Origin of the sequence: Pseudonocardia nigra (assembly GCF_019396355.1) — a bacterium.
GTDB classification, from domain to species: domain Bacteria; phylum Actinomycetota; class Actinomycetes; order Mycobacteriales; family Pseudonocardiaceae; genus Pseudonocardia; species Pseudonocardia nigra.
In genome coordinates this window covers 14,499-40,498 of sequence record NZ_JAHKRK010000017.1, presented here as the reverse complement: position 1 = coordinate 40,498, position 26,000 = coordinate 14,499, and the positions used below count along the sequence as shown (strand labels likewise).

At 74.1% G+C, this 26,000-nt stretch carries 25 protein-coding genes and 2 pseudogenes; 21 read left to right on the top strand and 6 right to left on the bottom strand.

The window, feature by feature from the left end:
* The first annotated feature begins 99 nt into the window (after positions 1-99).
* Together KME75_RS42765 and KME75_RS07030 are read left to right on the top strand one after the other, a co-directional pair.
* The gene (locus KME75_RS42765; protein WP_246631631.1) at positions 100-288 is read left to right on the top strand and encodes an SDR family oxidoreductase; all 189 of its coding nucleotides are present in this window, start codon (positions 100-102) and stop codon (positions 286-288) included.
* 112 nt (positions 289-400) lie between these two features.
* Positions 401-1,267: a hypothetical protein gene (locus tag KME75_RS07030; protein ID WP_219413714.1), complete on the top strand. Its 867-nt coding sequence runs from the start codon at positions 401-403 to the stop codon at positions 1,265-1,267.
* On the opposite strand, the gene KME75_RS07025 is transcribed toward KME75_RS07030, so the two are convergent.
* A complete protein-coding gene (locus tag KME75_RS07025; protein WP_308282620.1) occupies positions 1,257-2,000 on the bottom strand; it encodes an MBL fold metallo-hydrolase in 744 nt (247 codons plus the stop codon). The genes KME75_RS07030 and KME75_RS07025 overlap by 11 nt on opposite strands.
* Before the next feature lie 473 nt (positions 2,001-2,473).
* Between KME75_RS07025 and KME75_RS07020 the strand changes: the two genes are divergently transcribed.
* The 11 genes from KME75_RS07020 to KME75_RS06970 are packed head-to-tail and all read left to right on the top strand — an operon-like array spanning position 2,474 to position 13,679.
* Complete coding sequence (locus KME75_RS07020) at positions 2,474-3,583, top strand: NDMA-dependent alcohol dehydrogenase (protein WP_219413712.1); 1,110 nt, start codon at positions 2,474-2,476, stop codon at positions 3,581-3,583.
* 11 nt (positions 3,584-3,594) lie between these two features.
* Entirely contained in the window at positions 3,595-5,049 is a 1,455-nt protein-coding gene (locus tag KME75_RS07015; RefSeq protein WP_219413711.1) for an aldehyde dehydrogenase family protein, read from the top strand.
* Positions 5,050-5,068: 19 nt separating this feature from the next.
* Positions 5,069-6,019, top strand: a complete 951-nt coding sequence (locus tag KME75_RS07010; RefSeq protein ID WP_219413741.1) for a TIGR03560 family F420-dependent LLM class oxidoreductase — start codon at positions 5,069-5,071, stop codon at positions 6,017-6,019.
* On the top strand, positions 6,016-7,134 hold the full coding sequence (locus KME75_RS07005) for an NDMA-dependent alcohol dehydrogenase (RefSeq protein WP_219413710.1): 1,119 nt from the start codon (positions 6,016-6,018) through the stop codon (positions 7,132-7,134). The genes KME75_RS07010 and KME75_RS07005 overlap by 4 nt, the downstream gene beginning before the upstream one ends.
* A gap of 11 nt (positions 7,135-7,145) precedes the next feature.
* Positions 7,146-8,435: a phenylacetate--CoA ligase family protein gene (locus KME75_RS07000; RefSeq protein ID WP_219413709.1), complete on the top strand. Its 1,290-nt coding sequence runs from the start codon at positions 7,146-7,148 to the stop codon at positions 8,433-8,435.
* Positions 8,436-8,448: 13 nt separating this feature from the next.
* Complete coding sequence (locus tag KME75_RS06995; RefSeq protein WP_219413708.1) at positions 8,449-9,000, top strand: UGSC family (seleno)protein; 552 nt, start codon at positions 8,449-8,451, stop codon at positions 8,998-9,000.
* Complete coding sequence (locus KME75_RS06990) at positions 8,997-10,067, top strand: hypothetical protein (protein WP_219413707.1); 1,071 nt, start codon at positions 8,997-8,999, stop codon at positions 10,065-10,067. The genes KME75_RS06995 and KME75_RS06990 overlap by 4 nt, the downstream gene beginning before the upstream one ends.
* A complete protein-coding gene (locus KME75_RS06985; RefSeq protein ID WP_246631630.1) occupies positions 10,064-10,933 on the top strand; it encodes an SDR family NAD(P)-dependent oxidoreductase in 870 nt (289 codons plus the stop codon). The genes KME75_RS06990 and KME75_RS06985 overlap by 4 nt, the downstream gene beginning before the upstream one ends.
* Positions 10,930-11,568, top strand: coding sequence for an SDR family NAD(P)-dependent oxidoreductase (locus KME75_RS06980; RefSeq protein ID WP_308282619.1), 639 nt, complete (start codon positions 10,930-10,932; stop codon positions 11,566-11,568). Before KME75_RS06985 ends, KME75_RS06980 begins: the two co-directional genes overlap by 4 nt.
* Positions 11,561-12,664 (top strand): zinc-dependent alcohol dehydrogenase, encoded by a 1,104-nt coding sequence (locus tag KME75_RS06975; protein WP_219413706.1) that lies wholly within the window; start codon positions 11,561-11,563, stop codon positions 12,662-12,664. Before KME75_RS06980 ends, KME75_RS06975 begins: the two co-directional genes overlap by 8 nt.
* A 10-nt stretch (positions 12,665-12,674) precedes the next feature.
* The gene (locus KME75_RS06970) at positions 12,675-13,679 is read left to right on the top strand and encodes an amidohydrolase family protein (RefSeq protein WP_219413705.1); all 1,005 of its coding nucleotides are present in this window, start codon (positions 12,675-12,677) and stop codon (positions 13,677-13,679) included.
* 11 nt (positions 13,680-13,690) lie between these two features.
* Here KME75_RS06970 and KME75_RS06965 read toward each other — a convergent pair whose 3' ends face one another.
* On the bottom strand, positions 13,691-14,419 hold the full coding sequence (locus KME75_RS06965; protein ID WP_246631629.1) for an IclR family transcriptional regulator: 729 nt from the start codon (positions 14,417-14,419) through the stop codon (positions 13,691-13,693).
* Between the two features lie 575 nt (positions 14,420-14,994).
* On the opposite strand from KME75_RS06965, the gene KME75_RS06960 reads away from it, so the two are divergent.
* The gene (locus tag KME75_RS06960) at positions 14,995-16,584 is read left to right on the top strand and encodes an ABC transporter substrate-binding protein (protein ID WP_372452571.1); all 1,590 of its coding nucleotides are present in this window, start codon (positions 14,995-14,997) and stop codon (positions 16,582-16,584) included.
* A pseudogene (locus KME75_RS06955) lies at positions 16,554-17,564 on the top strand (ABC transporter permease); the annotation flags it as partial. The gene KME75_RS06960 and the pseudogene KME75_RS06955, both read left to right, overlap by 31 nt.
* Before the next feature lie 26 nt (positions 17,565-17,590).
* On the opposite strand, the pseudogene KME75_RS06950 reads toward KME75_RS06955, so the two are convergent.
* Positions 17,591-17,965: pseudogene (locus KME75_RS06950) on the bottom strand (MEDS domain-containing protein); the annotation flags it as partial.
* Between the two features lie 437 nt (positions 17,966-18,402).
* Entirely contained in the window at positions 18,403-19,101 is a 699-nt protein-coding gene (locus tag KME75_RS06945; RefSeq protein WP_219413702.1) for a DUF6789 family protein, read from the bottom strand.
* 427 nt (positions 19,102-19,528) lie between these two features.
* Here KME75_RS06945 and KME75_RS06940 point away from each other — a divergent pair, with 427 nt between their 5' ends.
* Positions 19,529-20,392, top strand: coding sequence for an alpha/beta fold hydrolase (locus tag KME75_RS06940; RefSeq protein WP_219413701.1), 864 nt, complete (start codon positions 19,529-19,531; stop codon positions 20,390-20,392).
* 9 nt (positions 20,393-20,401) lie between these two features.
* On the opposite strand, the gene KME75_RS06935 is transcribed toward KME75_RS06940, so the two are convergent.
* On the bottom strand, positions 20,402-21,013 hold the full coding sequence (locus KME75_RS06935; RefSeq protein ID WP_219413700.1) for a CDP-alcohol phosphatidyltransferase family protein: 612 nt from the start codon (positions 21,011-21,013) through the stop codon (positions 20,402-20,404).
* On the bottom strand, positions 21,013-21,666 hold the full coding sequence (locus KME75_RS06930; RefSeq protein WP_219413699.1) for a TVP38/TMEM64 family protein: 654 nt from the start codon (positions 21,664-21,666) through the stop codon (positions 21,013-21,015). Before KME75_RS06930 ends, KME75_RS06935 begins: the two co-directional genes overlap by 1 nt.
* A 149-nt stretch (positions 21,667-21,815) precedes the next feature.
* Here KME75_RS06930 and KME75_RS06925 point away from each other — a divergent pair, with 149 nt between their 5' ends.
* Genes KME75_RS06925 through KME75_RS44815 form a run of 5 tightly spaced genes read left to right on the top strand, consistent with a single transcriptional unit; the run spans position 21,816 to position 25,998 of the window.
* A complete protein-coding gene (locus KME75_RS06925) occupies positions 21,816-23,057 on the top strand; it encodes an ABC transporter substrate-binding protein (RefSeq protein WP_219413698.1) in 1,242 nt (413 codons plus the stop codon).
* Positions 23,054-23,959 carry an ABC transporter permease subunit gene (locus KME75_RS06920; protein WP_219413697.1) on the top strand — a complete coding sequence of 302 codons (906 nt, stop codon included), beginning with the start codon at positions 23,054-23,056 and terminating at the stop codon, positions 23,957-23,959. Before KME75_RS06925 ends, KME75_RS06920 begins: the two co-directional genes overlap by 4 nt.
* Positions 23,956-24,744, top strand: coding sequence for an ABC transporter permease (locus tag KME75_RS42760; RefSeq protein WP_219413696.1), 789 nt, complete (start codon positions 23,956-23,958; stop codon positions 24,742-24,744). The genes KME75_RS06920 and KME75_RS42760 overlap by 4 nt, the downstream gene beginning before the upstream one ends.
* Entirely contained in the window at positions 24,741-25,880 is a 1,140-nt protein-coding gene (locus KME75_RS06910; protein WP_219413695.1) for an ABC transporter ATP-binding protein, read from the top strand. Before KME75_RS42760 ends, KME75_RS06910 begins: the two co-directional genes overlap by 4 nt.
* Positions 25,870-25,998: a hypothetical protein gene (locus KME75_RS44815; RefSeq protein WP_281424442.1), complete on the top strand. Its 129-nt coding sequence runs from the start codon at positions 25,870-25,872 to the stop codon at positions 25,996-25,998. Before KME75_RS06910 ends, KME75_RS44815 begins: the two co-directional genes overlap by 11 nt.
* Positions 25,999-26,000: the final 2 nt, after the last annotated feature.

Sequence of the window (26,000 nt, the reverse complement as noted above, 5' to 3'; positions counted from 1 at the left end):
GACCGGCCGCGGCGGGGCGGCGGCATCGGCGGGGAGACCGGGGACGAGCCGTGGCGGCGCCCGGCGCGCTGGGCGGGGGAGCGGACGCCGCTGGTCCCCATGGGCACGACCGGCACCCCGACCGACATCGGCCACGCGGTGGCCTGGCTGTGCTCGGACTACGCCCGGTTGATCATCGGGTGCGACCTCGTGGTCGACGGGGGCGCGCGAGCGAAGAACTTCGCCTACACGCCCGCGACCCCCGCCGACCTGGCGGGTCCCGCGCCGCTGATCCCCCTCGACCTCTGAGCGGAACACCACGGTAGTTCGATCTTGCCCTGACGACCGTGGTGTTCCGTTCACCCGTCGAGTTCGGTGAAATGGCCCCGCGCGAGGGGCGTGGTGCCGGAGCCTGTGCGGCATGGGCGTGGCGGGATGGCCGGAGGTGTTCCGCGGTTCGGAGGCCGTCGCGGCAGGGCTGGTCACCCCGGGCATGCTGCGGGGGCCGCGGTTCGACCGGCTCTTCCCGGACGTCTACGCGCCGATGCGGGCCGAGGCCCCCGATCTCGCGGTGCGGTCCCGGGCTGCGGCGCTGCTCGTCGCGGGACGCGGGGTGGTGTCGGGGTACTCGGCGGCCGAGCTGCTCGGCGCGTCCTGTGCCCCGCCCGGGGCCCCCGCCGAGGTGACGCTGCTGCACGGCCGCCGGCGCGCCCACCCGGGACTGCTCGTGCACCGGGACCGGGTGGCGGCGGGTGAGCTGTGGCAGGTCGGGGAGGTCCGGCTCACCGGCCCGGCCCGCACGGCCTACGACCTGGCCCGCCGCTGCGATCTCGTCGAGGCTGTGGTCGCGGTCGACGCGCTGGCGAACGGCCACCGCTTCGCTCCCGACCTCCTGCTCAACTTCGCCGTCCACTATCCCCGGGCCCGCGGCAACGCCCAGGTCGCCGACGTCCTCGCGCACGCGAACCCGTACGCCGGATCGCCGATGGAGTCCCGGCTGAGGATGCTCCTCGTCGGCGCCGGCCTGCCGCGGCCGGAGGTGCAGTGGGTGGTGCAGGACCCGGCGGCGCGCACCGCGGTGTGGCTCGATCTGGCCTACCCGGACCTGATGATCGGGATCGAGTACGAGGGCGAGGACCACACGACGCGGGAGGGGGTGCTGCGCGACGTGGGGCGCTACACGCGCCTCGTGGATCGAGGCTGGCGGATCTACCGCTACACGAAGTACGAGATCCGGGGCGAACCCGACCGCATCGTCGCCGAGATCAGCAGGGCGCTCACCCGGTGAGCGCGGGTGAGCGGAACACCAGCGCTGTTCGATCTTGCTGTGAGGACCGTGGTGTTCCGTTCACCCGTCGAACCGCGGCAGGACCTGCCGGCGCACCCTCACAGCGCCCGGCGCCCGCCGCGACGACCCCGTGCGGGGTCTCGATGCGAAACCCGTAGGACGGGAAGACCGGCGGGTGGTGGACCAGGCTCGCGCGGATCCGCACCTTGTCGTCGCGGTAGACCTCGAAGGGCTCCATCTCCGGCGCGAGGTCGGCGCGCGGGCCGGCGGCGATCCCGCGCGGGAGCGCGATGTCGGTCGGCCGGACGAGCTCGTCGAGCGGCGGGCGTGCCTCGTCGTGGGTCCGCACGTTGATGTCGTAGGCGTACGCCGACATCAGGTTCCGCACGAGCTCCGCCGTGCCCGGTGCCGGGGGCGCGACGACGGGGCGGGCGCCCTCCGGCAACGCGCCCGCCGACCCCGGGCCGATGATCGGGAACGGCTCGCCGAACCCGCCGACCTGGGTGCCCCAGTTGTAGAGCAGCAGGGCGGGCAGCTCGGCGATGTGGTCGGAGTGCAGGTGGGTGAGCAGGACCGCGCGCAGGCGGTTCACCGGGAGCTCCGTCTCGGCGATCTGGCGGACGACCCCGAGGCCGCAGTCGACGAGGTAGAGGTCACCGTCGACGACGACGCCCGTCGCGATGCCCCGGCGCGGGCTGCGCACCACGGGGCCCGCGGCCGTGCCGAGGGTCACCACGTGCGTCCCGGTCGGCGGGACGGGCGCGGCCGGCGTGGCCGCGGCGGCGGAGACCGGAGGCGAGCACCGCGGCTCCGGCCGCCGACCCGGTCAGGAACGTCCGCCTCGGGAGAGTGCGTGTCACGCGCTGCGTCCTTCCGTCGTGCGGCGGACGGCGACCCGTCCCCGCTCGTGGTTCGTCGTCCGACGCTAGGGGGACGGCCCCTCGACGGCACCACTCATCCGACGTGGCGACGACGCGCCGCCGTGGCCGGGCCGGGCGGGACGTTCGACGTAGCCGCACTGCAACGGGACCGTACGCGGCGTCCCGATCTCCGCCTTCCGCGTCGCGAAAGCACTCTCGCTCCTGGTGACGCGGGCCCGGCATCGTGAGATCACGCCAGGAGCCGCAGCGGACGGCGACGCCGGCCCGGAGGAGATGTCCGGCGGTCCGGCCACTGCAGGCGGTCACCCCGCAGAAAGAAGCCCACATGAGCATGACCACCCGCGCCGCGATCTGCCGGGAACCCGGCAGGCCCTGGGAGATCACCGACGTCGAGCTCGACGAGCCGAGGGCCAACGAGGTCCGCATCCGGTTCCACGCCGCGGGGCTGTGCCACTCCGACGACCACATCCAGAAGGGCGACGCCCGGATGCGGTTCCCGGTCGTCGGGGGCCACGAGGGCGCGGGCGTCGTCGAGGCGGTCGGCGAGGGCGTCACCCGGGTCGCCGTCGGTGACCACGTCGTCTGCTCGTTCATCCCGGCCTGCGGCTCGTGCCGGTACTGCTCGACGGCGCAGCAGAACCTCTGCGACGCCGGCAAGAACGCCTCCACCGGGGAGTTCCCGGACGGGACGTTCCGGTTCCACCTCGACGGCGAGGACCTGGGCGGGCTGTGCGTGCTCGGCACGTTCTCCCGGCACGCGGTGGTGTCGGAGTTCTCCTGCATCCCGATCCCGGACGACATCCCCTTCGGCGTCGCCTCCCTGGTCGGCTGCGGGGTCCCGACCGGCTGGGGGTCCGCCGTGCACGCGGCGGGTGTGCGCGCGGGACAGACGGTCGTGGTCTACGGCGCGGGCGGGGTGGGCAGCAACGCGGTGCAGGGCGCGCGGTACGCGGGCGCGAAGAACGTCGTCGTGGTGGACCCGGTGGAGTTCAAGCGGGACATGGCGAAGGTCTTCGGCGCCACCCACACGTTCGCCGACGCGCAGTCCGCGCACGACTTCGTCGTGGAGACGACCTGGGGTGAGCTCGCCGACCACGCGATCATCACGGTCGGCGTGCTGCACGACGAGGTCATCGACCGGGCGGTGCAGATCGTCGGCAAGAGCGGGCAGGTGACGATCACCGCCGTCGGCAACGGGTCGCTGAGCACGGGCGCCGGAATGCTGATCGGCTACCAGCGGCGCGTGCAGGGCGCGATCTTCGGCGCCTGCAACCCGCTCTACGACGTCCCGCGGCTGCTCGGCCTCTACCGCTCCGGCGACCTCAAGCTCGACGAGCTGATCACCCGCCGCTACCGGCTCGACGAGGTCAACCAGGGCTATCGGGACATGTTGGACGGCAAGAACGTCCGCGGTGTCATCATCCACGAACACTGAGGAGCCGAGCCATGACGACCGCCCCTCCCGCTCCGCTCCTCGTCGAGGACACCCACCTGATCGGTGGTGACTGGGTCCCCGCGGCGAGCGGGGAGACCATCGAGGTGATCAACCCGGCCACCGGTGAGCTGCTGGCCAGGGTGCCGCGCGGAACCGCAGCCGACGTCGACGCGGCGGTGACGGCCGCCGAGGCCGCCTTCCCGGCGTGGCGCGACACCAACGCGACGGCCCGCGGTGCCCTGGTCGCCCGCTGGGCCGAGCTGATCCAGCAGCACGAGGCGGAGCTGGACCGGCTCGAGTCGCAGGAGGTCGGCCGCCCGCACTGGGGCCCGCCGCCGATGGCCCGCATCCTCACCTTCATCGCGGGCCAGGCCGACAAGGTGCAGGGCCACTCCCTGCCGACCTACACCCCGGACGTGCTGGGGCTGACCCTGCGCGAGCCGTTCGGCGTGGTCGGCAGCGTCATCCCGTGGAACGCGCCCGGCCCGATGTTCGTGAACGACGTCGGTGCCGCGATCGCCGCGGGCAACACCATCGTGATCAAGCCGGCCGAGGACGCCCCGCTCACCCCGCTGGCGCTGGCGAAGCTCGCCCTGGAGGCCGGGATCCCGCCGGGCGTCGTCAACGTCGTCAGCGGCTACGGCGCCGAGGCCGGCGCGGCGATCCCGGCCCACCCGGGGATCCGGCGCATGAGCTTCACCGGCTCACCGGAGACGGGCGCACTGGTGATGGCGGCGTGCGCGGCGAACCTGGTGCCGCTGCACCTGGAGCTGGGCGGCAAGTCGCCGCAGGTGATCTTCCCCGATGCCGACCTCGACGCCGCGATCCCGGCGATCGTCGCGGGCATCACTCTCAACACCGGGCAGATCTGCGCCGCGGGTTCCCGGGTGGTCGTCGACCGCTCGGTGCACGGCGAGGTGGTGCGGCGGCTCGCCGAGCACATGGGGCGGGTGCGCGTGGGCCCGTGGCACGAGCAGGTGCAGATGGGCCCGCTGATCAATGCCAAGCAGCACGCGCGGGTGCTCGACTACGTGCGCGCGGGCCGGGAGGAGGGCGCCGAGCTCGTCACGGGCGGCGGCCGCCCGGCGGGCGAGGCGTTCGAGCACGGCTTCTTCGTCGAGCCCACGCTGTTCGACCGGGTCGCCCCGGACATGCGGATCGCCCGGGAGGAGATCTTCGGGCCGGTGCTGTCGGTGATCGGAGTCGACGGCGAGCGGGAGGCCCTGGAGGTCGCCAACGGCACCGACTACGGGCTGGTGGCCTCGGTGTGGACGCGCGACGTGGGGCGGGCAGTGCGGATGGCGCGCGGGCTGCAGGCCGGACAGGTCGCGGTGAACGCCGCGCTCGGCGCGGGCGTGATCGGCGGGCCGTTCGGCGGCTACAAGCGCAGCGGCTTCGGCCGGACGATGGGCGCCGACGCCGTGCTGGAGTACACGCAGGTGAAGACGGTGTCGTTCCGTGGGTGATCTGCGGCTGCGGGTGCTCATGGAGCCGCGCCACGGCGCCCGCTACGACGAGGTCCTGGCGCTCGCGCTGGCCACCGAGCACGCCGGCTTCGACGCGTTCTTCCGGTCCGACCACCTCATGGGCGTCGACCCGACCGACCCGTCCTACCGGCCCACGGACTGCTGGACGACGCTCGGCGGGCTCGCCCGTGACACCGCGCGCGTGCGGCTGGGTGCGCTGGTGGGCGCGGCGACGTTCCGGGCGCCCGGGCTGCTCGCCACGATCGTCGCTTCGGTCGACGAGATGAGCGGCGGCCGCGTCGAGCTGGGGCTGGGCACCGGCTGGTACGCCCGCGAGCACGCGGCGTTCGGGTTGCCGTTCCCGGGCACGGGGGAGCGGTTCGACCGGCTGGAGGAGCAGCTGGCGATCATCACCGGCCTGTGGGGTGCCGGTGACGGCCGCGGCTTCTCCTTCGACGGCACGCACTACCGCGTCGAGGACAACCGCACCCCACCGCGGCCGGCGCAGGACCCGCACCCGCCGATCATCATCGGCGGCACCGGGCCGAAGCGGACCCCGGCCATCGCGGCCCGCTACGCCAGCGAGTTCAACGGGGCGCTGACCGTCGACGGCGGGCTCGCCGGCCTGCGCGAGCGGTTCGCCGTGTTCGCCCGGGCCTGCGAAGCGATCGGCCGCGACCCGGCCGGTGCGCGCCGGTCGGCCGTGCTGCCGGTCGCCTGCGGGGCCACGGCGGCCGAGGTCGAGCGGCGCGGGGCCGTCATCGGGTCCGAGCTGATGCGGGCCAACGCCGCGATCGGCTCGCCGGAGCAGGTCGCCGAGCGGATCACCGACCTCGCCGACGCCGGCGCCGACACCGTCTACCTGCACATCTACGACATCCACGACCTCGACCACATCGCGCTGATCGGTGCCGAGGTGCTGCCGCACGTCGCATCCGTCCCGCTTTCGAGAACGGGAGCACTGTCATGAGCCTGACCACCCGTGCCGCGATCGCGCGGCAACCGCACACCGGCTGGGAGCTCGTCGACCTGCAGCTGGACGAGCCGAAGGCGCACGAGGTGCGCGTGAAGTTCCACGCGGCGGGCCTGTGCCACTCCGACGATCACATCACGCAGGGTGACGCCCCGGTGCGGTTCCCGGTCGTCGGGGGGCACGAGGGCGCCGGCGTGGTGGAATCGGTCGGCCCGGACGTGCGGCGGGTCAAGCCCGGCGACCGGATCGTCTGCTCCTACATCCCGGCCTGCGGGGCCTGCCGACCGTGCTCCACCGGCCACCAGAACATGTGCGTGAAGGGGCTCAACGCGGGCACCGGGATGTTCCTCGACGGGACGTTCCGGTTCCACCTCGGCGACGAGGATCTGGGTGGCTTCTGCACGCTCGGCACGTTCTCCCAGTACGCGGTGGTGTCGGAGTGGGCGTGCATCCCGCTGCCCGACGACATCCCGTTCGAGGTCGGCGCGCTGGTCGGCTGCGGAGTCCCCACCGGATGGGGGTCGGCGGTGCACGCCGCGGGCGTCCGCGCCGGGGACACCGTGGTGATCTACGGCGCGGGCGGGGTGGGCAGCAACGCGGTGCAGGGCGCGCGGTACGCGGGCGCGAAGAACGTCGTCGTGGTGGACCCGGTGGAGTTCAAGCGGGACATGGCGAAGGTCTTCGGCGCCACCCACACGTTCGCCGACGCCCGCGAGGCGCACGACTTCGTCGTCGAGACCACCTGGGGGCAGCTCGCCGACCACGCGATCTGCACCCCCGGCGTCCTCACGGAGGAGGTCGTGGACTCGGCGGTGCAGGTGGTCGGCAAGGGCGGCAAGGTCACTCTCACGGCGGTCGGGAAGCTCGGCGTGAACACCGTGCAGGTGCACGCCGGCCACATGATCGGCTACCAGCGGCAGGTCCGCGGCGCGCTGTTCGGCGACTGCAACCCGCTCTACGACGTGCCCAAGCTGCTCGGGCTCTACCGGTCCGGCGACCTGAAGCTCGACGAGCTGATCACCCGCAGGTACCGGCTGGAGGAGCTGAACGACGGCTACCGGGACATGGCCGAGGGCAAGAACATCCGCGGCGTCGTCGTCCACGAGTCGTAGAAGGGACCATCGTGGTCACACCGAGTTTCATCGCGCCCGAGGACTGCGACGCCGTCGCCGAGCTGCTGCGGGCCCAGCTCGAGGGGCTGCCCGCGCGGTCACCGCTGTACGCCGACCTGTTCGCCGAGCACGGGGTGACACCCGCCGCGTTCTCCTCGCTCGAGGACCTGCGCAAGCTGCCGTTCACCAGCAAGCAGATGCTGCGCGACTCCCAGGCCGCCGCCCCGCCGCTCGGCAGGCACGCCGGCGTGCCGATGAGCGAGATCGTCCGGGTGCACGCCTCCACGGGCACGACGGGCCGGCCCAGCTGGGTCGGCGTCACCCGCCGCGACGCCGCCGCCTGGACCGACATGGTGGCCCGCGCGTTCCGCACGATGGGGGCGACGCGCGAGGACGTCGTGCTGCACGGCGCCGGGCTCACGCTGTTCGTCGGCGGGCTCCCGATCCGCGACGCGCTGGAGCGGATCGGGTCGACGATGGTGCCGATCGGGACCGGCGCGTCGGAGAAGGCGGTGCTGGCGCTGGAGACGCTCGGTGTCACCGCCCTGCACTCGACCCCGTCCTACGCCCGCTACCTCGCCGAGCACCTGCGCAGCCTGGGCCGCGACCCCAAGGAGTTCGGCCTGCGGAAGATCTTCGTGGGCGGCGAGCCCGGTGGCGGGGAGCCGGCCTTCCGCGCCCACGTCGAGCAGGAGTGGGGCGCCCCGGTGACCGAGGGCCTCGGCAACGCCGACATGGCCCCGGTGTTGTTCGGGGAGGCGCCGGGCAGCGGCGGAATGCGGTTCACCGGCGGACGGCACGTCGTGGTCGAGCTGATCGACCCCGAGAGCGGCGAGCCGATCGACGCCGAGCCGGGCGCGTCCGGCGAGCTCGTCTACACCTCAGTCGACCGGGAGTGCTGCCCGCTGGTCCGGTTCCGCACCCGCGACCGGGTGGTCGTCACCGGGCTCACGACCGACGGGGCGCCGTTGATCCGCTGCATCGGGCGGACCGACGACATGCTCATCGTGCTGGGCGTCAACGTCTTCCCCTCGGCGGTGCGGGACCTGGTGCAGACCCTGCACCCGCGCACGACCGGCGCGGTGCAGATCGTCCTGCCCGAGCCGGGCCCGCGCGTCGAGCCCCCGCTCTGCGTCGAGGTCGAGTGGGGCGAGCAGCCGGGGGAGCGCGACCAGCTCAGCCGCGAGATCGAGGGGTTGATCCGGACCCGCTTGTCCGTGCGGGCAGCGGTGTCGCTCGTCCCGCCCGGCTCGCTCGAGCGCTCCGAGATGAAGTCCCGGCTCACCCGGCTCGCCGGCTGACAGGAGGTCCCGCATGCCGAACACCATTCTCGATCCCACCGGGCGCGGCGGCGCCGCTGCGACTCCGCCCGCGCCGGCGGCGGTGCGCGCCCCCCGGTGCGGGCTCGCCGGGGCCCGGGTGGGCCTGATGGAGAACACCAAGCATAACGCCGCGCTGCTGCTCGACGAGATCGGCGCGCTGCTCGTGGCCGAGCACGGCGCCGCCGCGGTCACCCTGCGGCGCACGAAGACCACGATCGCCCTGCCCGCGTCCGCGGAGCTCGTCGCCGAGTTCGCGCAGGAGTGCGACGTCGTGATCACCGGGGTCGGCGACTGCGGCTCGTGCAGCGCCTCCGCCGTGGCCGACGGCGTGCAGTTCGAGCAGGCAGGCCTGCCCGCCGCCGTCATCTGCAGCGACGCCTTCGTCACGACGGCGGACGCGATGGCGCAGCTGCGGGGCGCCCCCGGATACCGCTACGTGACGACCGAGCACCCGGTCGCCGTCCTCACGCCGCAGCAGGTCGCCGACCGGGCGAAGCAGGTCCTGCCCGGCGTCGTCGCGCTGCTCACCGGGGGTGGAGCATGAGCCTGGACCCGGACGCCGCGCAGGCGGCGATCGAGCACTGCTACGACCAGGGCTGGTCGGACGGGCTGCCGCTGGTGCCGGTCACCCGGCCGCTCGTGGACCGCTTCCTCGCCACCGTCGACCGCCCGCGCGACGAGGTGATCGGGCGGCAGGTGCAGTTCGACCGCACGGTCACCGTCGAGCTGGCCGCGATCAACGCCGCGATGGCGGGCTGCCGCCCGGAGTACTTCCCGGTGGTGCTCGCGGCGTGGGACGCGCTCGTGCGCGAGCGGGCCACCGGAGGCGGGGGCTGGCAGTCGACGAGCGGGCCGGCGCCGCTGATCGTCGTCAACGGCCCGGTGCGCGACGAGCTGGGGTTCAACAAGGCAGGCGGGGTGTTCGGCCCGGGCTTCCGGGCGAACGCGACCGTGCCGCGGGCGATCGGGCTGATCGTGCGCAACGCCTTCGGCATCCACCCCCACGTGCTCGAGCAGGCCACCCAGGGCCTGCCGGGGCGCTGGTCGATCTGCCTGGCTGAGAACGAGGAGGAGAGCCCCTGGGAGCCGCTGGCCGTCGAGGCGGGGCTGCCGGCCGGCACGTCCGCGGTGTCGGCGACGCTGCTGCGCACGTCGGAGTTCGTGGACAACCGCCACACCGGCAGTGCCGAGCAGTTGCTCGCCGACTTCGCCGACACGATCTCCCGCACCGGCGCCTGGATCTTCCGGCACGCCTCGGCCGGGATCGTGTTCTGCCCCGAGCACGCCCAGCTCCTCGCGTCCGCCGGGTTCGGCCGGGCGGAGGTGCGCGCCTGGCTCGCCGAGCACTGCGGGCGCACCGTCGCCGACCTCGCCGCGGCCGGAAAGGACGGCCTGGGGGACACCGGCGTCCGGCACGCGAGCGGGGAGCGGGCCGACGGCTTCGACCCGTTGCTGCCGAACGGCGACCCGAGCAACCTGCTGATCGCCGTGGCCGGCGCCCGCAACGCCGGGATCTCGATGGTGGTGCGGCTGTTCGCCGGGTGGTCCGGGAGCGCCGTTCCCGTCGCGACCCGCGTGGCCGCGCCCGAACTCCAGGAGGTGGCTCCATGACGGAAGACCCGCTCGCCGACCCGTTCGCCGCCGCGGGTCCGCGCTGGATGGCGGGCCGCACGGCCCTCGTCACCGGGGCCGGACAGAACGGCGACCTGCCCGGCGTCGGGTACGCGATCAGCCGGATGGTCGCCGCGCACGGGGCGCGCGTGGCCGTGCTCGACCGGGACCCCGCCGCGGCCGCCCGCACCGTCGAGCGGATCACCGCCGAGGGCGGCGAGGCCGTCGCGGTGGTGGCCGACGTGACCGACGACCGCGCGTGCGCCCGGACCGTCGCCGAGGTGACCGACCGGTTCGGGGCACTCAACGCCCTGGTCAACAACGTGGCGGTCGGCGATCGGGCCGGCCTGTTCGAGGTGACCCCGGAGCGGTTCGACGAGCTCGTCTCCATCAACCTCAAGTCGGCGTGGCAGATGACCCGCCACGCGGTGCCGCGGTTGCCGGCGGGCAGCGCGATCGTCAACATCTCCTCGGTCGGCGTGCGGATGCGCGGGCCCGGGATGGTCTACTGCGTGGCCAAGGCCGGCCTGGAGAACATGACCGAGGGCGCCGCCACGACGCTCGGCCCGCAGGGCATCCGGGTCAACTGTGTGCAGGTCGGCGCGATCTGGGGCGCGTTCGCGGCGGCGAACATGGCCGAGGAGATGCGCGGCCCCCGCCGCGACGGCACCGCGCTGAAGACCGAGGGCACCTCCTGGGACATCGCCGCGGCGGCCCTGTTCCTGCTCAGCGACCACGCCCGCTGGATCTCCGGGCACATCCTCCCCGTCGAGGGAGGGCCGCCGCACAGGTTCCCGCCGGCCCCGCCGATCACGGAGGTCCCCGGGTCTGCCGAGCCTGCTGTCGATGGGGCGGTGCGGGTGTGACGCCCCGGGTCGCGCTCGTGACCGGCTGCGGCAAGGGCGACGGGATGGGGCAGGCCATCGCGCACCGGCTCGCCGCGGCGGGCCACGCGGTCGTCGTCACCGACCTCGCGCCGACCGGCGTGCTGAACGTCCGCCAGGAACGGGCCGGCGTGCCGGAGCGGCACCGCTGGGACGGGCTGGACGCGCTCGTCGCGGAGATCCGCGCGGCGGGCGGGTCGGCCGAGGCCGTCCTCGGCGACATCGCCGACCCGGTGGACGCCGAGCGGATGGTCGCCGCAGCGCCGGCGTACTTGGCGTCGAAGGCCGGCGTGATCGGCCTGACCCGCTCGCTCGCGATGGACGTGGCCGCGTGGGGGATCACGGTCAACGCGATCTGCCCCGGCCTGGTCGGCACCAGCCGCGCGATCCTCGACCCGGACCCGGACCCCGACCTCGACCCCGACGCCACGCTGGCCGCCCGCGGCCGGGCCATCCCGGTCGGCCGGGTCGGGCTGCCCACCGACATCGCCGCTGCGGTCCAGTACCTCGCCGGCGAGGACGCCGGCTACGTCACCGCACAGACCCTCGTCCTGGACGGCGGCGGGCTCACCCCGTTCCCGCTGCCCCGCCCCGCCGAAGGAGCCGCTCATGGCTGAGACCGTTCGCGCCGCCGTGCAGGTCGGCCCGCGCACGATCGAGATGCGGGAGTTCCCGCGCCCGGAGATCGGGCCGGACGACGGCCTGCTGCGCCTGGAGGCCAACGGCATCTGCGGCAGCGACGTCGAGGTGTTCAAGGGCCACATGGGGATGGGCCGCGGCCCGATGATCCCCGGGCACGAGCCGATGGGCATCGTCGAGGAGGTCGGCGAGCGGGCGGCGGCCCAGTGGGGCGTGCAGCCCGGCGACCGGGTGGCGCTCGAGGTGATCGTGCCGTGCCGGGCCTGCCACGACTGCCTGACCGGGCGCTACCAGTCGTGCCGGAACCGGCAGTACGGGCACGGCGTCACCGGCATCGACGTCGCGCCGTCCCTGTGGGGCGGGCTCGCCGAGTACATGTATCTGTCCCCGAACTCCGTCCTGCACAAGATCGACAAGACGCTGCCCGCCGAGCTCGCGGTGATGTACAACCCGCTCGGCGCGGGCGTGCGCTGGGCCGTGCACCTCGGCGGCGTCGGCCTCGGCGACACCGTGCTCGTGCTCGGCGCCGGGCAGCGCGGCCTCGCCTCGGTGGTCGCCGCCCGCGCCGCGGGCGCCGGGACGATCATCGCCACCGGGCTGGAGGCCGACGCGCACAAGCTCGCGCTGGCGCGGGAGTTCGGCGCCGACCACACGATCGTCGTCGACGGTGACGGAGCCGAGGACACGGTCGAGCGGGTCCGGGAGATCACCGGCGGGGTCGGCGCGGACGTCGTGCTGGAGCTGACCCCGATGGCCACCGCCCCGCTCACGCACGCGCTGCTCGCGGCGCGGCACGGCGGCCGCGTGGTGCTGGCCGGGCTCAAGGGCGGCGCGGAGGTGCCGCTGCAGACCGACCTGATCATCAACCGGGCGCTCGCCGTCCAGGGCGCGTTCGGCGTGGACGCCCGCGGCTACGCGGAGGCGATCGCGATCATCGAGTCCGGCCGGTTCCCGCTGGAGAAGATGCACACCCACTCGTTCGGCCTGGACGACACCGCACTGGCCATGGAGACCCTCGCCGGCGAGGTGCCGGGCGAGGCCGCGGTGCACGTCTCGGTCCACCCGAATCGCTAGGAGATCCCGCGTGCTCGTCGACGCCCACGCCCACCTGCTGCCCCGCGACTACCCGGCCGACGCGCCGGAGTGCTTCCCGCGGATGGAACCGATCGACGGCGAGACGGCACGGCAGCTGCTGTTCGGCGCGATGACGTTCCGCGCCCGCGACGCGTTCTTCGACGGTGAGCGGCGCATCGAGGAACAGGACGCCGCGCAAGTCGACGCCGAGGTCATCACCCCGATGCCCCCGCTGCTGCGCTACGACCTGTCCGCGGCCGACGGCCTGTCGCTCGCGCGGCACGTCAACGAGTTCACCGCGACCCTGTGCGCGGCCGACCCGGCCCGGCTGATCGGGTTCGGCATCGTGCCGATGCAGGACCCGGACGCCGCCACCACCGAGCTGAAGGCCATCCGGGACCAGGGCCTCGCCGGCGTCGAGATCGCCTCGAACATCCTCGGCCGCTCGATCGGCGACGAGCGGTTCCTGCCGTTCTTCGCCGAGGCGCAGCGGCTCGACCTCCCGGTGTTCGTGCACGCCATGCCCGCCCCGATCGACCGGCTCCCGATGTCGGCGATGGGCACCTACGTCGTGGGGCTGGAGGGCGCACTCGCCGCGGCGTCGATGATCACCGGGGGCACGGCCGCGGCGTGCCCGGACCTGCGGATCTCGTTCAGCCACGCCGCAGGCGGGTTCCCGCTCATGCTGCCGAGGGCCCAGTACTTCTGGAGCGGCGCCTGGAACGAGGAGCCGCCGGTCCCCGAGCGGGCACTCGCCCACGACGACGGGCCGTCCCCGGTGGAGTACGCCCGCCGCTTCTACTACGACTCGATGGTCTTCGACCGCAGGGCGCTGCGCTACCTCATCGACCTGCTGGGCCACGACCGGCTGCTCGTCGGCTCCGACTTCCCGGCCATGCCGCGCGAGGAGCCCGCGGGCCGCACGCTGCGGTCGATGGGGCTGCCCGCCGTCGTGCTGGAGGACATCACCTGGCACAACGCCTTCCGCTGGCTGGGGATCGACCCGCCGGCGTGACGGCAACGGGGTCAGGGCCGGGCGGCCGGCCGCGGGCCGAGGGTCCGGGAGATCGCCCGCGACGCCTGCGTGAGCACTCCGGCGAGCTCCCGCGGGCGGGCCTTCTCCGCCTCCACGACCACGCTGATCGCGGCGGTGACCTCCCGGGCGGCGTCGAGCACGGGCACCGCGACCACGAGGTCGGGCACCGTGATCTGCCCGCGGGCGACGGCCACCCCGGTCTGCCGGATGTGGGCGAGCCGGCGGCGCAGCTCGGCCGGGTCGACGACCGTCAGCGGGCTGAACCGCTCCAGCGGGGACTGCAGCACCTGCTCCTGGAAGTCCGGGTCGGAGTGCGCGAGCAGCACCAGCCCGGTGCCGGTGGCATGCATCGGCCACCGGTCCCCGACGCGGCTCGTGACGGGGTTGCGGACCCGCGCGCGGATCGCCTCGACGTAGACGACCTCCATGCCGTCCCGCACGCCGAGGTGGACGTTGCCCCGGGTGACCTGGTGCAGGTCCTCGAGGTGGGGGAAGGCCGCCTCGCGCAGCTCCAGCCCGCGCGGGGCGAGCGCGGACAGCTCCAGCAGGCGCAGCCCGACGGAGTAGCGCCCGTCGCGGTCGCGTTCAAGCGCCCCCCAGCCCACGAGCTCGCGGACGAGCCGGTGCGCGGTCGGCAGGGTCAGCCCGGCCCGCCGCGCGATGTCGCTGAGCGACAGGCAGCGGTGCCGCGGGCCGAACGCGTCGAGCACGGAGAGCATCCGGCCGGCGGCGGTGGGCCGCAGTGCCGTCGGTGAGGGAGCCGTCGGTGAGGGGGCCGTCGGTGAGGGGGACGTCGGTTGTGGGGGAGTAGGCGCAGTCGGGCTCACGGTCATCTCGCACCTCCGTTGGCACTGGCCGTTCGCGAGGGGTGGCCTCCGTTCCGCATCCGACGGCGCTGGCGGCCCGCCGGAGATCAGCCAGTGTCGTCAGTCGGAATGCGCTCTCACAAGGCCCTGTGGCGGCGCCCGGCGAGATCGGGCGGGACGTCGCACGCCGGCCGGGACAAATGACCTGCGCAGCGCGGGAGGGCCGCGCCGGCCGTCCCCGGCGGTGGCTGTGGACCCGCCCGAACTTGTCTTCCGTCCGACGAAAGCGGACTGCACCGCGGGTCGGCGGCTCGTCGACCCTGGACCGGAGATTCCGTGAGGCCGACCACGCCGGGCCGCGGGTGCGCTCCGCACCCCGACGCCGGCTGCGGCCCGACCTTCCGCACCGATCGGCCCCCGCGGCTCCTGGGAGCCAGCACCGATCGCTACCGAACGGGAGTATCCACGTGAGACGACGGATGCACAGGGTGTCGCTCCTCCTGGCCGGGCTCCTCGTCGTCGCCGGCTGTGGAGGCGGCGCCGGGTCCGCGGCCACGCCCGACGCCCCCACCGGCCCGCCGCAGCGCGGCGGGGAGCTCGTCGTCCTCGAGGACGCGGCCTTCGCCGGCGGCTGGCCGACCGGGCTCGACCCCGCGACCAACACCACCGGCGGGGCGAACATCTCGCAGATGAGCGCGATCTACGGAGGGCTGTTCCGGCTGCAGGCCGACGAGGACGGCTCGAACGCCGAGGTCGTCCCGCACCAGGCCGAGAGCTACGAGCTGCTCGACGGCGGGCAGACGGTGCGGATCACGCTCCGCGACGGGATCACCTTCACCGACGGCACCCCGTTCGACGCCGAGGCGGTGGCGTTCAACTTCCGGCGGGCCATCGAGTCCCCGTGCACCTGCTCACCGACGTGGCCGCTGGCGGAGAACGGCATCACGACCGATGGCCCGCTGACGGTGGTGCTGCAGTTCACCCGGCCCTACGCCGCGGTGATCAACGCGTTCCCCGTCTCGAACGTCAACTGGATCGCCTCGCCGACCGCACTCGAGACGCTCGGCGAGGAGCAGTTCAAGGTCACCCCGGTGGGCGCGGGCCCGTTCACGGTCGTGTCCAACCAGCTGAGCTCCGAGCTCGTGCTGGAGCGCAACCCGGACTACTTCCGGGAGGGGCTGCCGTATCTCGACACGCTGACCTTCCAGTCGATCGGCGGGGACCAGCCCGCCTACCAGGCGTTGCTCGCCGGGCAGGCGCAGGCCTATGAGGGCCTGAGCACCACGCCGCTGCTGGAGCAGGCGCAGTCGGCGGGCCGGCTCACCGTGACGGTGCAGCCGGCGACCTCGCCCTACGTCGTGCAGCTGAACACGAAGACCGCGCCCTTCGACGACGAGCGGGCCCGGGAGGCGATCTACCGCGCCACCGACTTCGCGGCGATCTCCCAGGGCCTGTTCCGCGGCCAGGACTACCCGGTCAGCCAGATGTTCACCGCCCCGGGCGGGCTGTTCCACCACGAGACCGTGGAGGGCTACCCCACCTACGACCTCGAGCGGGCCAAGGAGCTGGTCACCGAGCTCGGCGGCCTGACCGTCAAGCTGGGCACCCTCGGCAACTACGTGGCCGAGCAGGTGATGACTGCCCTGCAGACCCAGTGGCAGGACGCCGGCATCACGGTGGACATCGAGACCTACGAGCTGTCGACGCTGGTGCAGCAGTTCACCTCCGGCGAGTGGCAGGCGATGCTGCAGACCGCGGGCGCGTGGGACCCGGCGGCCGGTGTCGGCGTCGGCTTCCGCTTCGCGGCCACGTCGCCGTTCAGCGGCGTGGCCGACCCCGAGCTGGACCGGCTGCTCGACGCCGCCGCGGCCACCATCGACCCGGCCGAGCGGGAGCGGCTCTACGTCGAGGCCGGTCGCCTGATCAGCGACAACGCCTACGCCCCGTTCGGGCTGGCGTTCGCCCCGGCTAACCTCGCGGTCGAGGGGGTGTACGGCCCGGGGCTGACCACGAAGATCCCACCGATCGTCGTCAACACCGGGGTCCTGTGGGACGAGGTCTGGCGGGTGCAGCAGTGACGGGCGCCCTTGCCCCGTCCCCGTCCCGGCTCGCGCGGGCGGCCGGTTCGCCGAGCCTGCGGCTGGTCGCCCAGCGGCTGCTCATGGCCGTGCCGATCATCCTCGGGGTGAGCATCCTGACGTTCTGGGTGCTCAACCTCATCCCCGGGGGTGCCGCGCAGCAACTGCTCGGCCCCGAGGCCACGCCGGAACAGATCCGCGCGCTGGAGATCGAGCTCGGGCTCGACCAGCCCGCCCCGCTGCGCTACCTCGACTGGCTCGGCGGGGCCGTCACCGGCGACCTCGGCAGCTCGATCGTGAGCGGCCAGCCGGTCACCGCCCTGCTCGGTGACCGCCTCGCCGTCACCGGTGAGCTGGTGGCGCTGGCGTTCGTCGTGTCGCTCGGGCTCGCGGTGCCGGTCGCCCTGCTCGCCGCCTACCGGCCGAACCGGATGTTCGACCGGCTCAGCATGATCGTGAGCATCACCGGGCTGTCGGTCGCCAACTACGTGCTGGCCCTGCTGCTGGTGCTGGTGTTCGCGGTGCAGCTGGCGATGTTCCCGGCGATCGGGTTCGTCCCGCTGTCGGAGAGCGTCGTGGGCAACCTGCACGCGCTGGCCCTGCCGGCCGCCGCGATCGCCTTTCCGCTGTTCTGCTTCTACACCCGCTTCCTGCGCGGTGACCTGGTCGACCAGCTGCAGGGGGAGGACTACATCACCACGGCCAGGGCGAAGGGCATCGGCTCGTGGCAGGTGCTGCTGCGGCACGCCTTCCGCAACTCGTCGTTCGGCCTGATCACCGTGGTCGGGCTGAACCTCGGCACGCTGATCGGTGGCACCGTGATCATCGAGCAGATCTTCGCGCTGCCCGGGATCGGCCAGCTCATGCTGCAGGCGATCAACACCCGCGACTACGTGGTCGTGCAGGCGTGCGTCGTCGTGTTCGCCGTGATCGCGGTGCTGGCGAACCTGCTCGCCGACCTGCTCTACGCCGTACTCGACCCGAGGATCCGCTATGGCAGTCGTTTGATCAGGGCCTCGTGCTCGACGCAGGCCCCGTACTCCAGTGCGGTGCGGCCGGGCCAGATCGGCTCGCCGATGATCCGCACGTGCCGGTCGGGGTGCGGGTCGGCCGCGGCGTGCAGCACCTCGGCCAGGATCCGGCCCGGGTTGCGGCCTCGCTCGCTCATGTCGAGAAGCTGCACGCGGTCGGCCGCGGAGCCCAGCTCGGTCCGCAGCAGCGCCAGGTTCCCCGGCGGAACGGCCACCGCGACGGGGTCACCGGCGGCGAGCCCGTCGAGGACGAACGGGACCGTTCCGGCGAGGTACTCCGCGTCGCCGCGGTAGAACAGGGCGGGATGGGTGAAGGGATCGGCGGCGGGCGCTGCCGGAGACCGCTCCATCCGCCCCGTCCCGTCCCCGGTGTCCGTGTCGCCGCCCGGACCTCGATGGTACGCCCAGCGCCCGCGTCCACAGCGACCGGACCTGTCGAGAACCTTGCATCAGCGCCGGCGGCCATGGAGGAGGGCACCGGCAGGAGTGGGACGTGGCGCTGTGGGGTAAGTCCTTCGGACTGCGGCAGGCCGCCGGACACGAGGGCGGCAGCGCGGGCGGCCGGTTGGAGGATCCCGATGCTCGGCGACGAGCGAACGAGCGCAGCCGCGACGCCGTTGGTGCCCGCCGTGGTGCGGGTCCGGCTTCCCCGCCCCGCCGCGCCTGCTGCGGTGGAGGCGGTGCTGACCCGGGCGATCGCGGACACCGACCCGCCGATGATCCCCGAGGTCGTCTGGATCCCGGTGTTCGGTGCCGCTCGTGCGGCCCGTCGGCGTCCCGAGCTGACCTACGCCGTGGTGCTCGAGCCCGCAGCCGGATGCGTGGGCGAGAGCGACGAGCGGATCCTGCGGACCGCGAGGCGAGCGGCCAAGTCCGCGTTGCGGCGCGCCTTCGGGAAGAGGTCCGAGGTCGCGGTCAGGCTCGCGCGCGAGCCCGAGGAAGTGGCGGCATGCTTCCGGGCGATGATCGGTAATCCGCGGGACGGGTGTCCCTGATCTCCGAGGGGAGGGGTGCGGGCCGGGGCGCCGGGTCGCCGCTGCTGGTTCAGCCCGCGCAACACCGCGGCCAGCACGGCGCCGTAGACGACGTGCCCAGCGACGAGTGCGGCCTGGCGGCCCGGGGCGTCGCGGTCCGGTGGGGCCATCGCCCCCGTCGCGGGGACCCACCCGATGTAGCTGATCGCCCAGAGCAAAAGGGCGTAGCCGACCCCCACGCCCGGGCCCGCCTCGGGGCGACGGCGTCGGGTGAGCAGGGCGAACAGCGCGCCGCACGAGGTGCCGTAGCCGAAGTGCGCCAGCACCGCGAGCAGTCCCTCGGCGGTGACGCCGTGGGCGGGGCTGCCCGTCAGCACGGTCCGGACGATCAGCGTCGGTGGTTGGCGGGTGAACGCGGTCGCGCGGCGTCCCGCCTCGAGGACGCCGCTCATGACGGTGGTCGCGACGACACCGGCGGCGGCCCCCCGGATCACGGCTACGGATGTGCGCACGTTGTGCTCCACCTCTCTCGGGTCCTCCGGCGGGTGCGCGCAGCCCTGCACAGGCTCCGGCGAACCCTGGTCTGTGCGCCCCGCCCCCGTCCCGAGCGCCTCCCGTCGACGGTCAGGTGCCCGCGGGTCCGCCTCCACAAACGCCGGCACCCCCTGCCTGCGCCGCACGTCCTGCCGTGACCGATCAGCATGGACGTCATCTCCGGGCGGTTAGCCCGTGGTGGCAGGGGGAGCCTGTTGCTGTGGCGCAAGTAGGGACGGGGACCATCGAGACCCACGTGCCCGCGCGGATGGACCGCCTGCCATCGGCGCGGTGGCACGAGCGCGTCCTCGGCGGGCCGGCACCGTGGCGACAGGAGCATCGACCGCGAAGGGTGGCGGTCCCGATCGGGCGCGACGACGACCTCGCCGCACCGGGAACCCGGTGATGGGTGCACCGAGCGGCTTCAGCAGCCGGTGGCGGCGGGTCGGGGCGCTGCGCATGCACGCGCTGCAGGCCGACGGTCCCGAGTCGGCGCCGCCGGTCGTCCTCCTGCCCGGCCTGGTCACGGGCAGCCGGTCCCTGGTGCCGTTGGCACGCGCGCTGACGCGGTACGGGCTGCGGCCGTGGCTGCCCGACCCGGCGGGGTTCGGCTACAGCGACAAGCCGGCCCGGGCGTTGGCGATCAGGGAGCAGGCCGACATCGTCGCGGAGTGGCTGCACGACGAAGGCCTGGCACCGGCCCGGCTGCTGGGCAACTCGGTCGGCTCGCAGCTCGCGGTCGCGGTGGCGGCGGGGCACGGCGACATCGCGTCCCGGCTGGTGTTGCTCGCCCCGACACTGTGGCCGGCGCTCCGGCGGGCGTTCGGGTGGCTGCGCGCACTGCCGCAGCCGAGGGGCAGCCGTGACCGGCCCACGGGGCGCACCCGGATCCGGTTGCTCGCCGACGCGCACGACCGCATGGGCGACGACCCCTCGCTGCGCCTGCTCAACGTCGCCTCGTACGCGTTCGCGAGTGTTCCGCGAGCGGTGAGCACCGCGCGCTTCGCGGTGTCGGAGGAGATGGAGCGCGGCCTGCCGCGGGTGGCGGCGCCGACGCTGCTCGTGCGCGCCGACCGGGACCCCATGTCGTCACTGCCCTGGGCGCGGCACCTCGTCGGGCTGCTCCCCGACGGCCGGTTGGCCCGGTTGCCGGGCCACGGCCACACCGCCTTCTACTTCGCCCCCGACGCGGTCGCCGGCGTCGTCGGGCCGTTCCTCCGGCCGGACGCACCGGGGCGGCTCCCGCCTCCCGAACGCGGGAGCGGGTAGGACGGGGCATCAGCGCAGGGCGCGGTGGCCCGCGACCAGGCGGTGGGCGGCCCCGATCGCGACGACGGCCGCCCAGCCGAGCGCGATCTCCCCCGCCCAGAACGGCAGGAGCAGCCATGCCGTGTGCACGACGATCGTCTCCGTGCCCTCGGCGAGGCCACCCAGGAACGACAGCGAGCGCCCGTCGTCCAGACGTCGACCGGCGCGTTCGGCGATCGAGGAGAAGGCCAGGAACGCGGCGCCGTTGACGTAGTACGCGAGCAGCACGAGCAGGAACGGCCACAGCGGGCCGCCGGCGCCGATCGCCACCCCGACCACGGTGGCCCCGTAGACGGTGAAGTCGGCCGTGATGTCGAAGAACCCGCCTGCCCCGGCGTCCCAGTGTCCCTGCGCACGCCGTCGCCGGGCGAGCGGACCGTCGAGCCCGTCGGCCACCCGGGAGACCAGCCACAGCACCACCGACGCGGTCCACCAGCCGGCCGCCGCCGTGGCGGCGCTGGCGAGGCCGAGCACGAGTCCCGCGGCGGTGAGCCGGTCGGGGGAGATCCAGGGCCGGTCGAGCGTCGCCGCGACGCGGGTCAGCGGCCCGTCCAGCACCCGCCGGACCGGTGCGTCCAGCATCAGTTCTCCGCCCCCGCGGTGGCCCGTCGCCTGCGGCGGGCCACGAGCGCGCCCGCGACGGCCAGCACCGCGAGCCCGCCGACCGCGAGCAGGAACGGGACGGATCCGGGCGTCGCGCCGTACGCGCCGATGGTGACGTAGGCCGTGGCGCCGGGGAGGATCCCGACGGCCGTGCCGAGCACGTAGTCGCGGAAGCGGACGGCGCTGAGTCCGTAGGCGTAGTTGAGGGTGGTGAACGGCAGCAGCGGAACGAGCCGGGTGCCGATCACGGCGAGCAGCCCGCGGCGGCGCAGCAGCGCGTCGAGGGCGCGCAGCCGCCTGCTGTCCACCCGTTCCACCGCGGCGCGGCCGAGCACGCGGGCCAGCCCGAACCCGGCGACCGCGCCCGCGAGCGCCCCGGCCATGACGACGGTGAGCCCGGTGGCGAGCCCGAACAGGACCCCGGCCCCGACACTCAGGACGGTCGTCGGGGCAGGCGTGAGCGACAACGCCGTGTAGACCCCCGCGTACAGCACGGGCCCGGCCCATCCCGCGGCGGCGACGTCGGCCCGCACCGCGTCCACCGTGGGAAGGTCGACCGTCAGCGCCACGGCAACCCCGGCCACGACCACGGCCAGCAGGATCAGGGGGCGGACCCACCAGCGTTCGCGCATGCTCCTCCTCGTCCGATCGACCCCTCCCGGCCGGCGGCAGGTGGGCAACCCGCTCGGGATCCGGATTCTTCCGCGGGGATCGGGAAGCAGAATGCGGCATCCGCGGGTTTCGTCCGCGGCCTGGAACCCGACACCCCCTGGAGCCGCCCGTGCCCCGCCCGTTCGCCCGCCGGATCGCCATCGCGTTCGCCGCCGCGCTCGCCCTCGCCGGCTGCGCGGGAGCCGAGGCCGAGCAGGCGGCCGCCGCCCCCGACCCGGACGACTGGTCTGCCGTGCTGGACGCGACGCGCGGGCAGACGCTGGACTGGTACATGTACACCGGCGACGAGGCGATCAACGCCGTCGTGGAGGGCTATGTCGCCCGCCGGCTCGCCGACGAGTACGGGATCACGCTCGAGGTCATCGGGGTCGCCGACACCGCCGACGCGGTGAACAAGGTGCTCGCCGAGCGGCAGGCGGGCGTCGACGCCGGCGGTGCCGTGGACGCGATCTGGATCAACGGCGAGAACTTCGTCACCGGGAAGCAGGCCGGGCTGTGGCTCTGCGGCTACCCGGAACGGCTGCCGAACGCTCGCTTCGTCGACCTGACCGACCCGGCCGTGCGCAACGACTTCGGCGTCCCGGTCGACGGGTGTGAGGCGGCCTGGATGCGCGCGGACTCGGCGCTGGTCTACGACAGCGCGCGGCTGGGCGCCGACGACGTGGCGTCGCTGGCCGCCCTGGGCGATTGGGCGCGCGCGAACCCCGGCCTGTTCACCTACCCGGCGCCGCCCGACTTCACCGGGTCGATGGTGGTGCGCACGTACCTCTACGACACCGCGGACGACCCGGCGGTCGTCGCCGGTCCGTTCGACGAGGCGGCGTTCGCGCCGCTGGCGGAGCGGCTGTGGGCCCGGCTGGAGGCGCTGGAGCCCGCGCTGTGGCGTGGCGGCGAGACCTATCCGACCAGCCAGACGGCCGTGGAGCAGCTGTTCGCCGCCGGGGAGATCGCCGCCTACTTCACCTACGGGCCCGGCACCGTCGCTGCCAAGGTGGACGACGGTGTGTTCCCGGCGACCACCCGGCAGGCGGTGCCGAGCGTCGGCAACATCGGCAACGTCAGCAACATCGCGATCCCGGCGAACGCGTCGGACCCGGCGGCCGCGCTGGTGCTGGCGAACCTGCTGCAGGACCCGGAGACCCAGCTGCGCTTCTACGTCGACGCCGGCATCCACCCCGTGATCGAGCTCGACCGGACCGCCCCGGACATCCAGCAGCGGTTCGCGGCGGTGTCGCCCGGCCCGTCGGTGCTCCCGATCCGGGAGCTCACGGCGAACACGCTGCCCGAACCGGAGCCCGCGTACATCACCGCCGTCGAGGACGGCTGGACCACGCACGTGCTGCAGCAGTGACGAGCGGTCGTCCCCGTCGCCCGGCAGCCCGACCGCAGCTGCAGCGCGGGCTGCGGATCGCGCTCCTGCTCGCCCCGGCGCTGACGGTCGTGGTCGTGCTGTTCCTCGGCGGCCTCGGCCAGGCCGTCGCCCAGAGCCTGGGGTACCAGCCGTTCCTGCCGGCGCGTCCGCTCGGCCTCGACGCCTACCGCGCGCTGTGGGCCGATCCCGCGGTGCGGGCGTCGGTCGGGCTGACCCTGCGCATCGGGCTGCTGTCCACCGTGCTCGCCGCCGTGCTGGGCGTGGCGGCGGCGCTGCTGGTGCGCTCGCTCGGGCGCACCCGGCCCGCGTTCGCGGCGCTGCTGCAGGTGAGCCTGCCGGTGCCGCACATTGTCGCGGCGCTGTGCATGGTGCTGCTGCTCGGGCAGAGCGGCCTGCTGTCCCGGCTGGCCCACGCCGCCGGGCTGACCGGGGCGCCGTCGGAGTTCCCGCCGCTCACCCAGGACGCGTTCGGCTGGGGGATCATCGCTTCGTACGTGTGGAAGGAGGCGCCGTTCGTCGCCGTCGTGGTGCTCGCCGTGCTGTCGTCGGGGGTCGCCGACCTCGAGGACGCCGCGCGTGCACTCGGCGCCGGTGCCTGGCAGCGGCTCGGGCACGTCGTGCTGCCTGCGGTCGCGCCGGCGGTGGGAGCGGCGTCGGTGCTGGTCTTCGCCTTCACGGTGGGGTCCTACGAGGTGCCGTTCCTGCTGGGGCGCCCGTTCCCCACCACCCTGCCCGTGGTGGCCTACCAGCAGTTCCGCGACCCGGACCTGACCGCGCGTCCGCTCGCCATGGCGATCAGCGTGCTCACCGCGGTGCTCGTGGGACTGTGCGCGCTGGCCTACCTCGCGCTGACCGAACGACTGAGGAAGGTGACCCGGTGAGACGCGCCGTCGGACCGCTGCTGCTGGGGTCGGGGGTGCTGCTGCCGCTGGCCCCGCTGCTGCTGTGGGCCGGAACCGGGCAGTGGCGCCATCCGGCGCTGCTGCCGCAGGAGCTCTCGGCCAGAGGGCTGCAGCTCGTCCTCGACCCGGCGGTGCGCGAGGCGCTCGCGACCTCGGCGGTGATCGCCGGGTCGGTGGCGGCGCTCGCCGCCGTCATCGGGTGCGCGGCGGGCCGGGCGCTGGGCTCGTACTCCTTCCCCGGTCGACGGGCCGTGCAGTTCCTCCTGCTGGCCCCGGCGATCGTGCCGACGATCGCGGTGACGCTCGGCATCCAGGTCTTCTTCCTGCGCTACGGCCTCGCCGACACCGTCGCGGGCGTCGTGCTGGTGCACCTCGTGCCCACGGTGCCCTACGTGAGCCTGGTGATGGGCGCCGCGTTCGCGAACCTCGATCCCGGACTCGAGGAGCAGGCCCGGGTGCTCGGCGCCGGCCCGGTCCGGCGGCTGCTGCTGGTCACGCTGCCGGCCGTGCGGCCGGGGCTGGTGGTGGCCGCGTTCTTCGCGTTCCTCATCTCCTGGAGCGAGTACATCCTCACGCTGCTCGTCGGCGGGGGCGCCGTCCGGACGCTCCCGCTGCTGCTCTTCGCCGCGATCGGCGCCGCCGACCACACCGCAGCCGCCGCGCTGGCGCTCGTCATCGCGCTGCCGCCACTGGTGCTGGTGGGGCTGACCGCGCGGCATCTCACCGGGCGCACACCCGCCGTCATCGGGTTCGGCAGGCTGTGAGCGCACCCGCTCCGCGCGACCTGACGGTGGCCGGGCTCCGGGTCGCCTACCGGCCGGGAGTCGCCGTGGTCGACGGCGTCGACCTCACGGTGCCGGCCGCCACCCTCACCGCCCTGCTCGGCGCTTCGGGCTGTGGCAAGACGACGCTGCTCAAGACCGTCGCCGGCCTGCTGACCGCCGACGGCGGGGACGTCCGCATCGGCGGCGGCTCCGTGCTCGACGTCCCGGCCGAGCGCCGGCCGGTCGGGCTGGTCTTCCAGAAGCCGCTGCTGTTCCCCCACCTGTCCGTCGGCGACAACGTGGCGTTCGGGCTGCGCATGTCCGGGGTGCGCAAGCGGGAACGGCGGCGGCGCGCGGCCGAGATGCTGGACCTGGTGGGGCTGGCCGGGTTCGCGGGGCGGGGCGTCCGGGAGCTGTCGGGCGGCCAGGAGCAGCGGGTGGCGCTGGCCCGTGCGCTCGTGCTCGACCCACAGGTCCTCCTGCTCGACGAGCCGTTCTCCCAGCTCGACGCGCAGCTGCGGGCACGGATGCGCGAGCTGGTCCGGGACCTCCAGCGGGAGCTGTCGATCACGACCCTGTTCGTCACACACGACCAGCAGGAGGCCGTCGAGGTCGCCGACCGCATCGCGCTGATGGTCGAGGGCCGCATCGAGGCCCACGAGGAACCCCCCGAGTTCTACTCCCGGCCCCCGACGCTGCGTGCCGCCCGTTTCTTCGGGGCCACCAACGAGATCCCGGGCACGCTCGCGGGCACGACGTTCGCGTGCGCCGCCGGGGACCTGCGCGTCGCGGCGGGCGACCGGGACGGCCCGGGGGTGCTCGTGGTGCGGCCCGAGGCGCTGCTCCTGCACACCGGTGTGTCCGAGCCGTCGGCGACGACCGACCCGGTGCCCGCGCGCGTCACCGAGGCCCGCTTCCGCGGCACCCACCGATCGGTGGAGGTGCTGCTGCGCGGGGACGTCCCGGTGACCGTCACCGTGCCCCCGGCGCTCCGCCTCGCGCCCGGGGACGCGGTGGCGATCGAGTTCCCCCCGGCGGCCTGCCGGGTACTGCCGCCGGACGGACCGCAGCAGCAGGTTCCGGCCGCGGCCCACACCCCATCGACGACGGAAGGCGAGCGATCCCGTGCGTCATGAGTCCGTCCGGCTGCGCCTCGCCGGCATCGTGCTGACCGATGCCGGCACCGGAGCACCCACCGACCTGACGGGGTTGCCCGGCGTCGCAGTGCTCACGTTGATCCGCCACCGCTTCTGACT

Excerpts from the sequence above, each read along its gene's own strand:
- KME75_RS42765 (WP_246631631.1), top strand. The coding sequence starts at position 100 with ATGGGCACGACCGGCACCCCGACCGACATCGGCCACGCGGTGGCCTGG.
- KME75_RS07030 (WP_219413714.1), top strand. The coding sequence starts at position 401 with ATGGGCGTGGCGGGATGGCCGGAGGTGTTCCGCGGTTCGGAGGCCGTC.
- KME75_RS07020 (WP_219413712.1), top strand. The coding sequence starts at position 2,474 with ATGAGCATGACCACCCGCGCCGCGATCTGCCGGGAACCCGGCAGGCCC.
- KME75_RS07015 (WP_219413711.1), top strand. The coding sequence starts at position 3,595 with ATGACGACCGCCCCTCCCGCTCCGCTCCTCGTCGAGGACACCCACCTG.
- KME75_RS07010 (WP_219413741.1), top strand. The coding sequence starts at position 5,069 with ATGGAGCCGCGCCACGGCGCCCGCTACGACGAGGTCCTGGCGCTCGCG.
- KME75_RS07005 (WP_219413710.1), top strand. The coding sequence starts at position 6,016 with ATGAGCCTGACCACCCGTGCCGCGATCGCGCGGCAACCGCACACCGGC.
- KME75_RS06995 (WP_219413708.1), top strand. The coding sequence starts at position 8,449 with ATGCCGAACACCATTCTCGATCCCACCGGGCGCGGCGGCGCCGCTGCG.
- KME75_RS06990 (WP_219413707.1), top strand. The coding sequence starts at position 8,997 with ATGAGCCTGGACCCGGACGCCGCGCAGGCGGCGATCGAGCACTGCTAC.
- KME75_RS06985 (WP_246631630.1), top strand. The coding sequence starts at position 10,064 with ATGACGGAAGACCCGCTCGCCGACCCGTTCGCCGCCGCGGGTCCGCGC.
- KME75_RS06975 (WP_219413706.1), top strand. The coding sequence starts at position 11,561 with ATGGCTGAGACCGTTCGCGCCGCCGTGCAGGTCGGCCCGCGCACGATC.
- KME75_RS06965 (WP_246631629.1), bottom strand. The coding sequence starts at position 14,419 with ATGCTCTCCGTGCTCGACGCGTTCGGCCCGCGGCACCGCTGCCTGTCG.
- KME75_RS06940 (WP_219413701.1), top strand. The coding sequence starts at position 19,529 with ATGGGTGCACCGAGCGGCTTCAGCAGCCGGTGGCGGCGGGTCGGGGCG.
- KME75_RS06935 (WP_219413700.1), bottom strand. The coding sequence starts at position 21,013 with ATGCTGGACGCACCGGTCCGGCGGGTGCTGGACGGGCCGCTGACCCGC.
- KME75_RS06930 (WP_219413699.1), bottom strand. The coding sequence starts at position 21,666 with ATGCGCGAACGCTGGTGGGTCCGCCCCCTGATCCTGCTGGCCGTGGTC.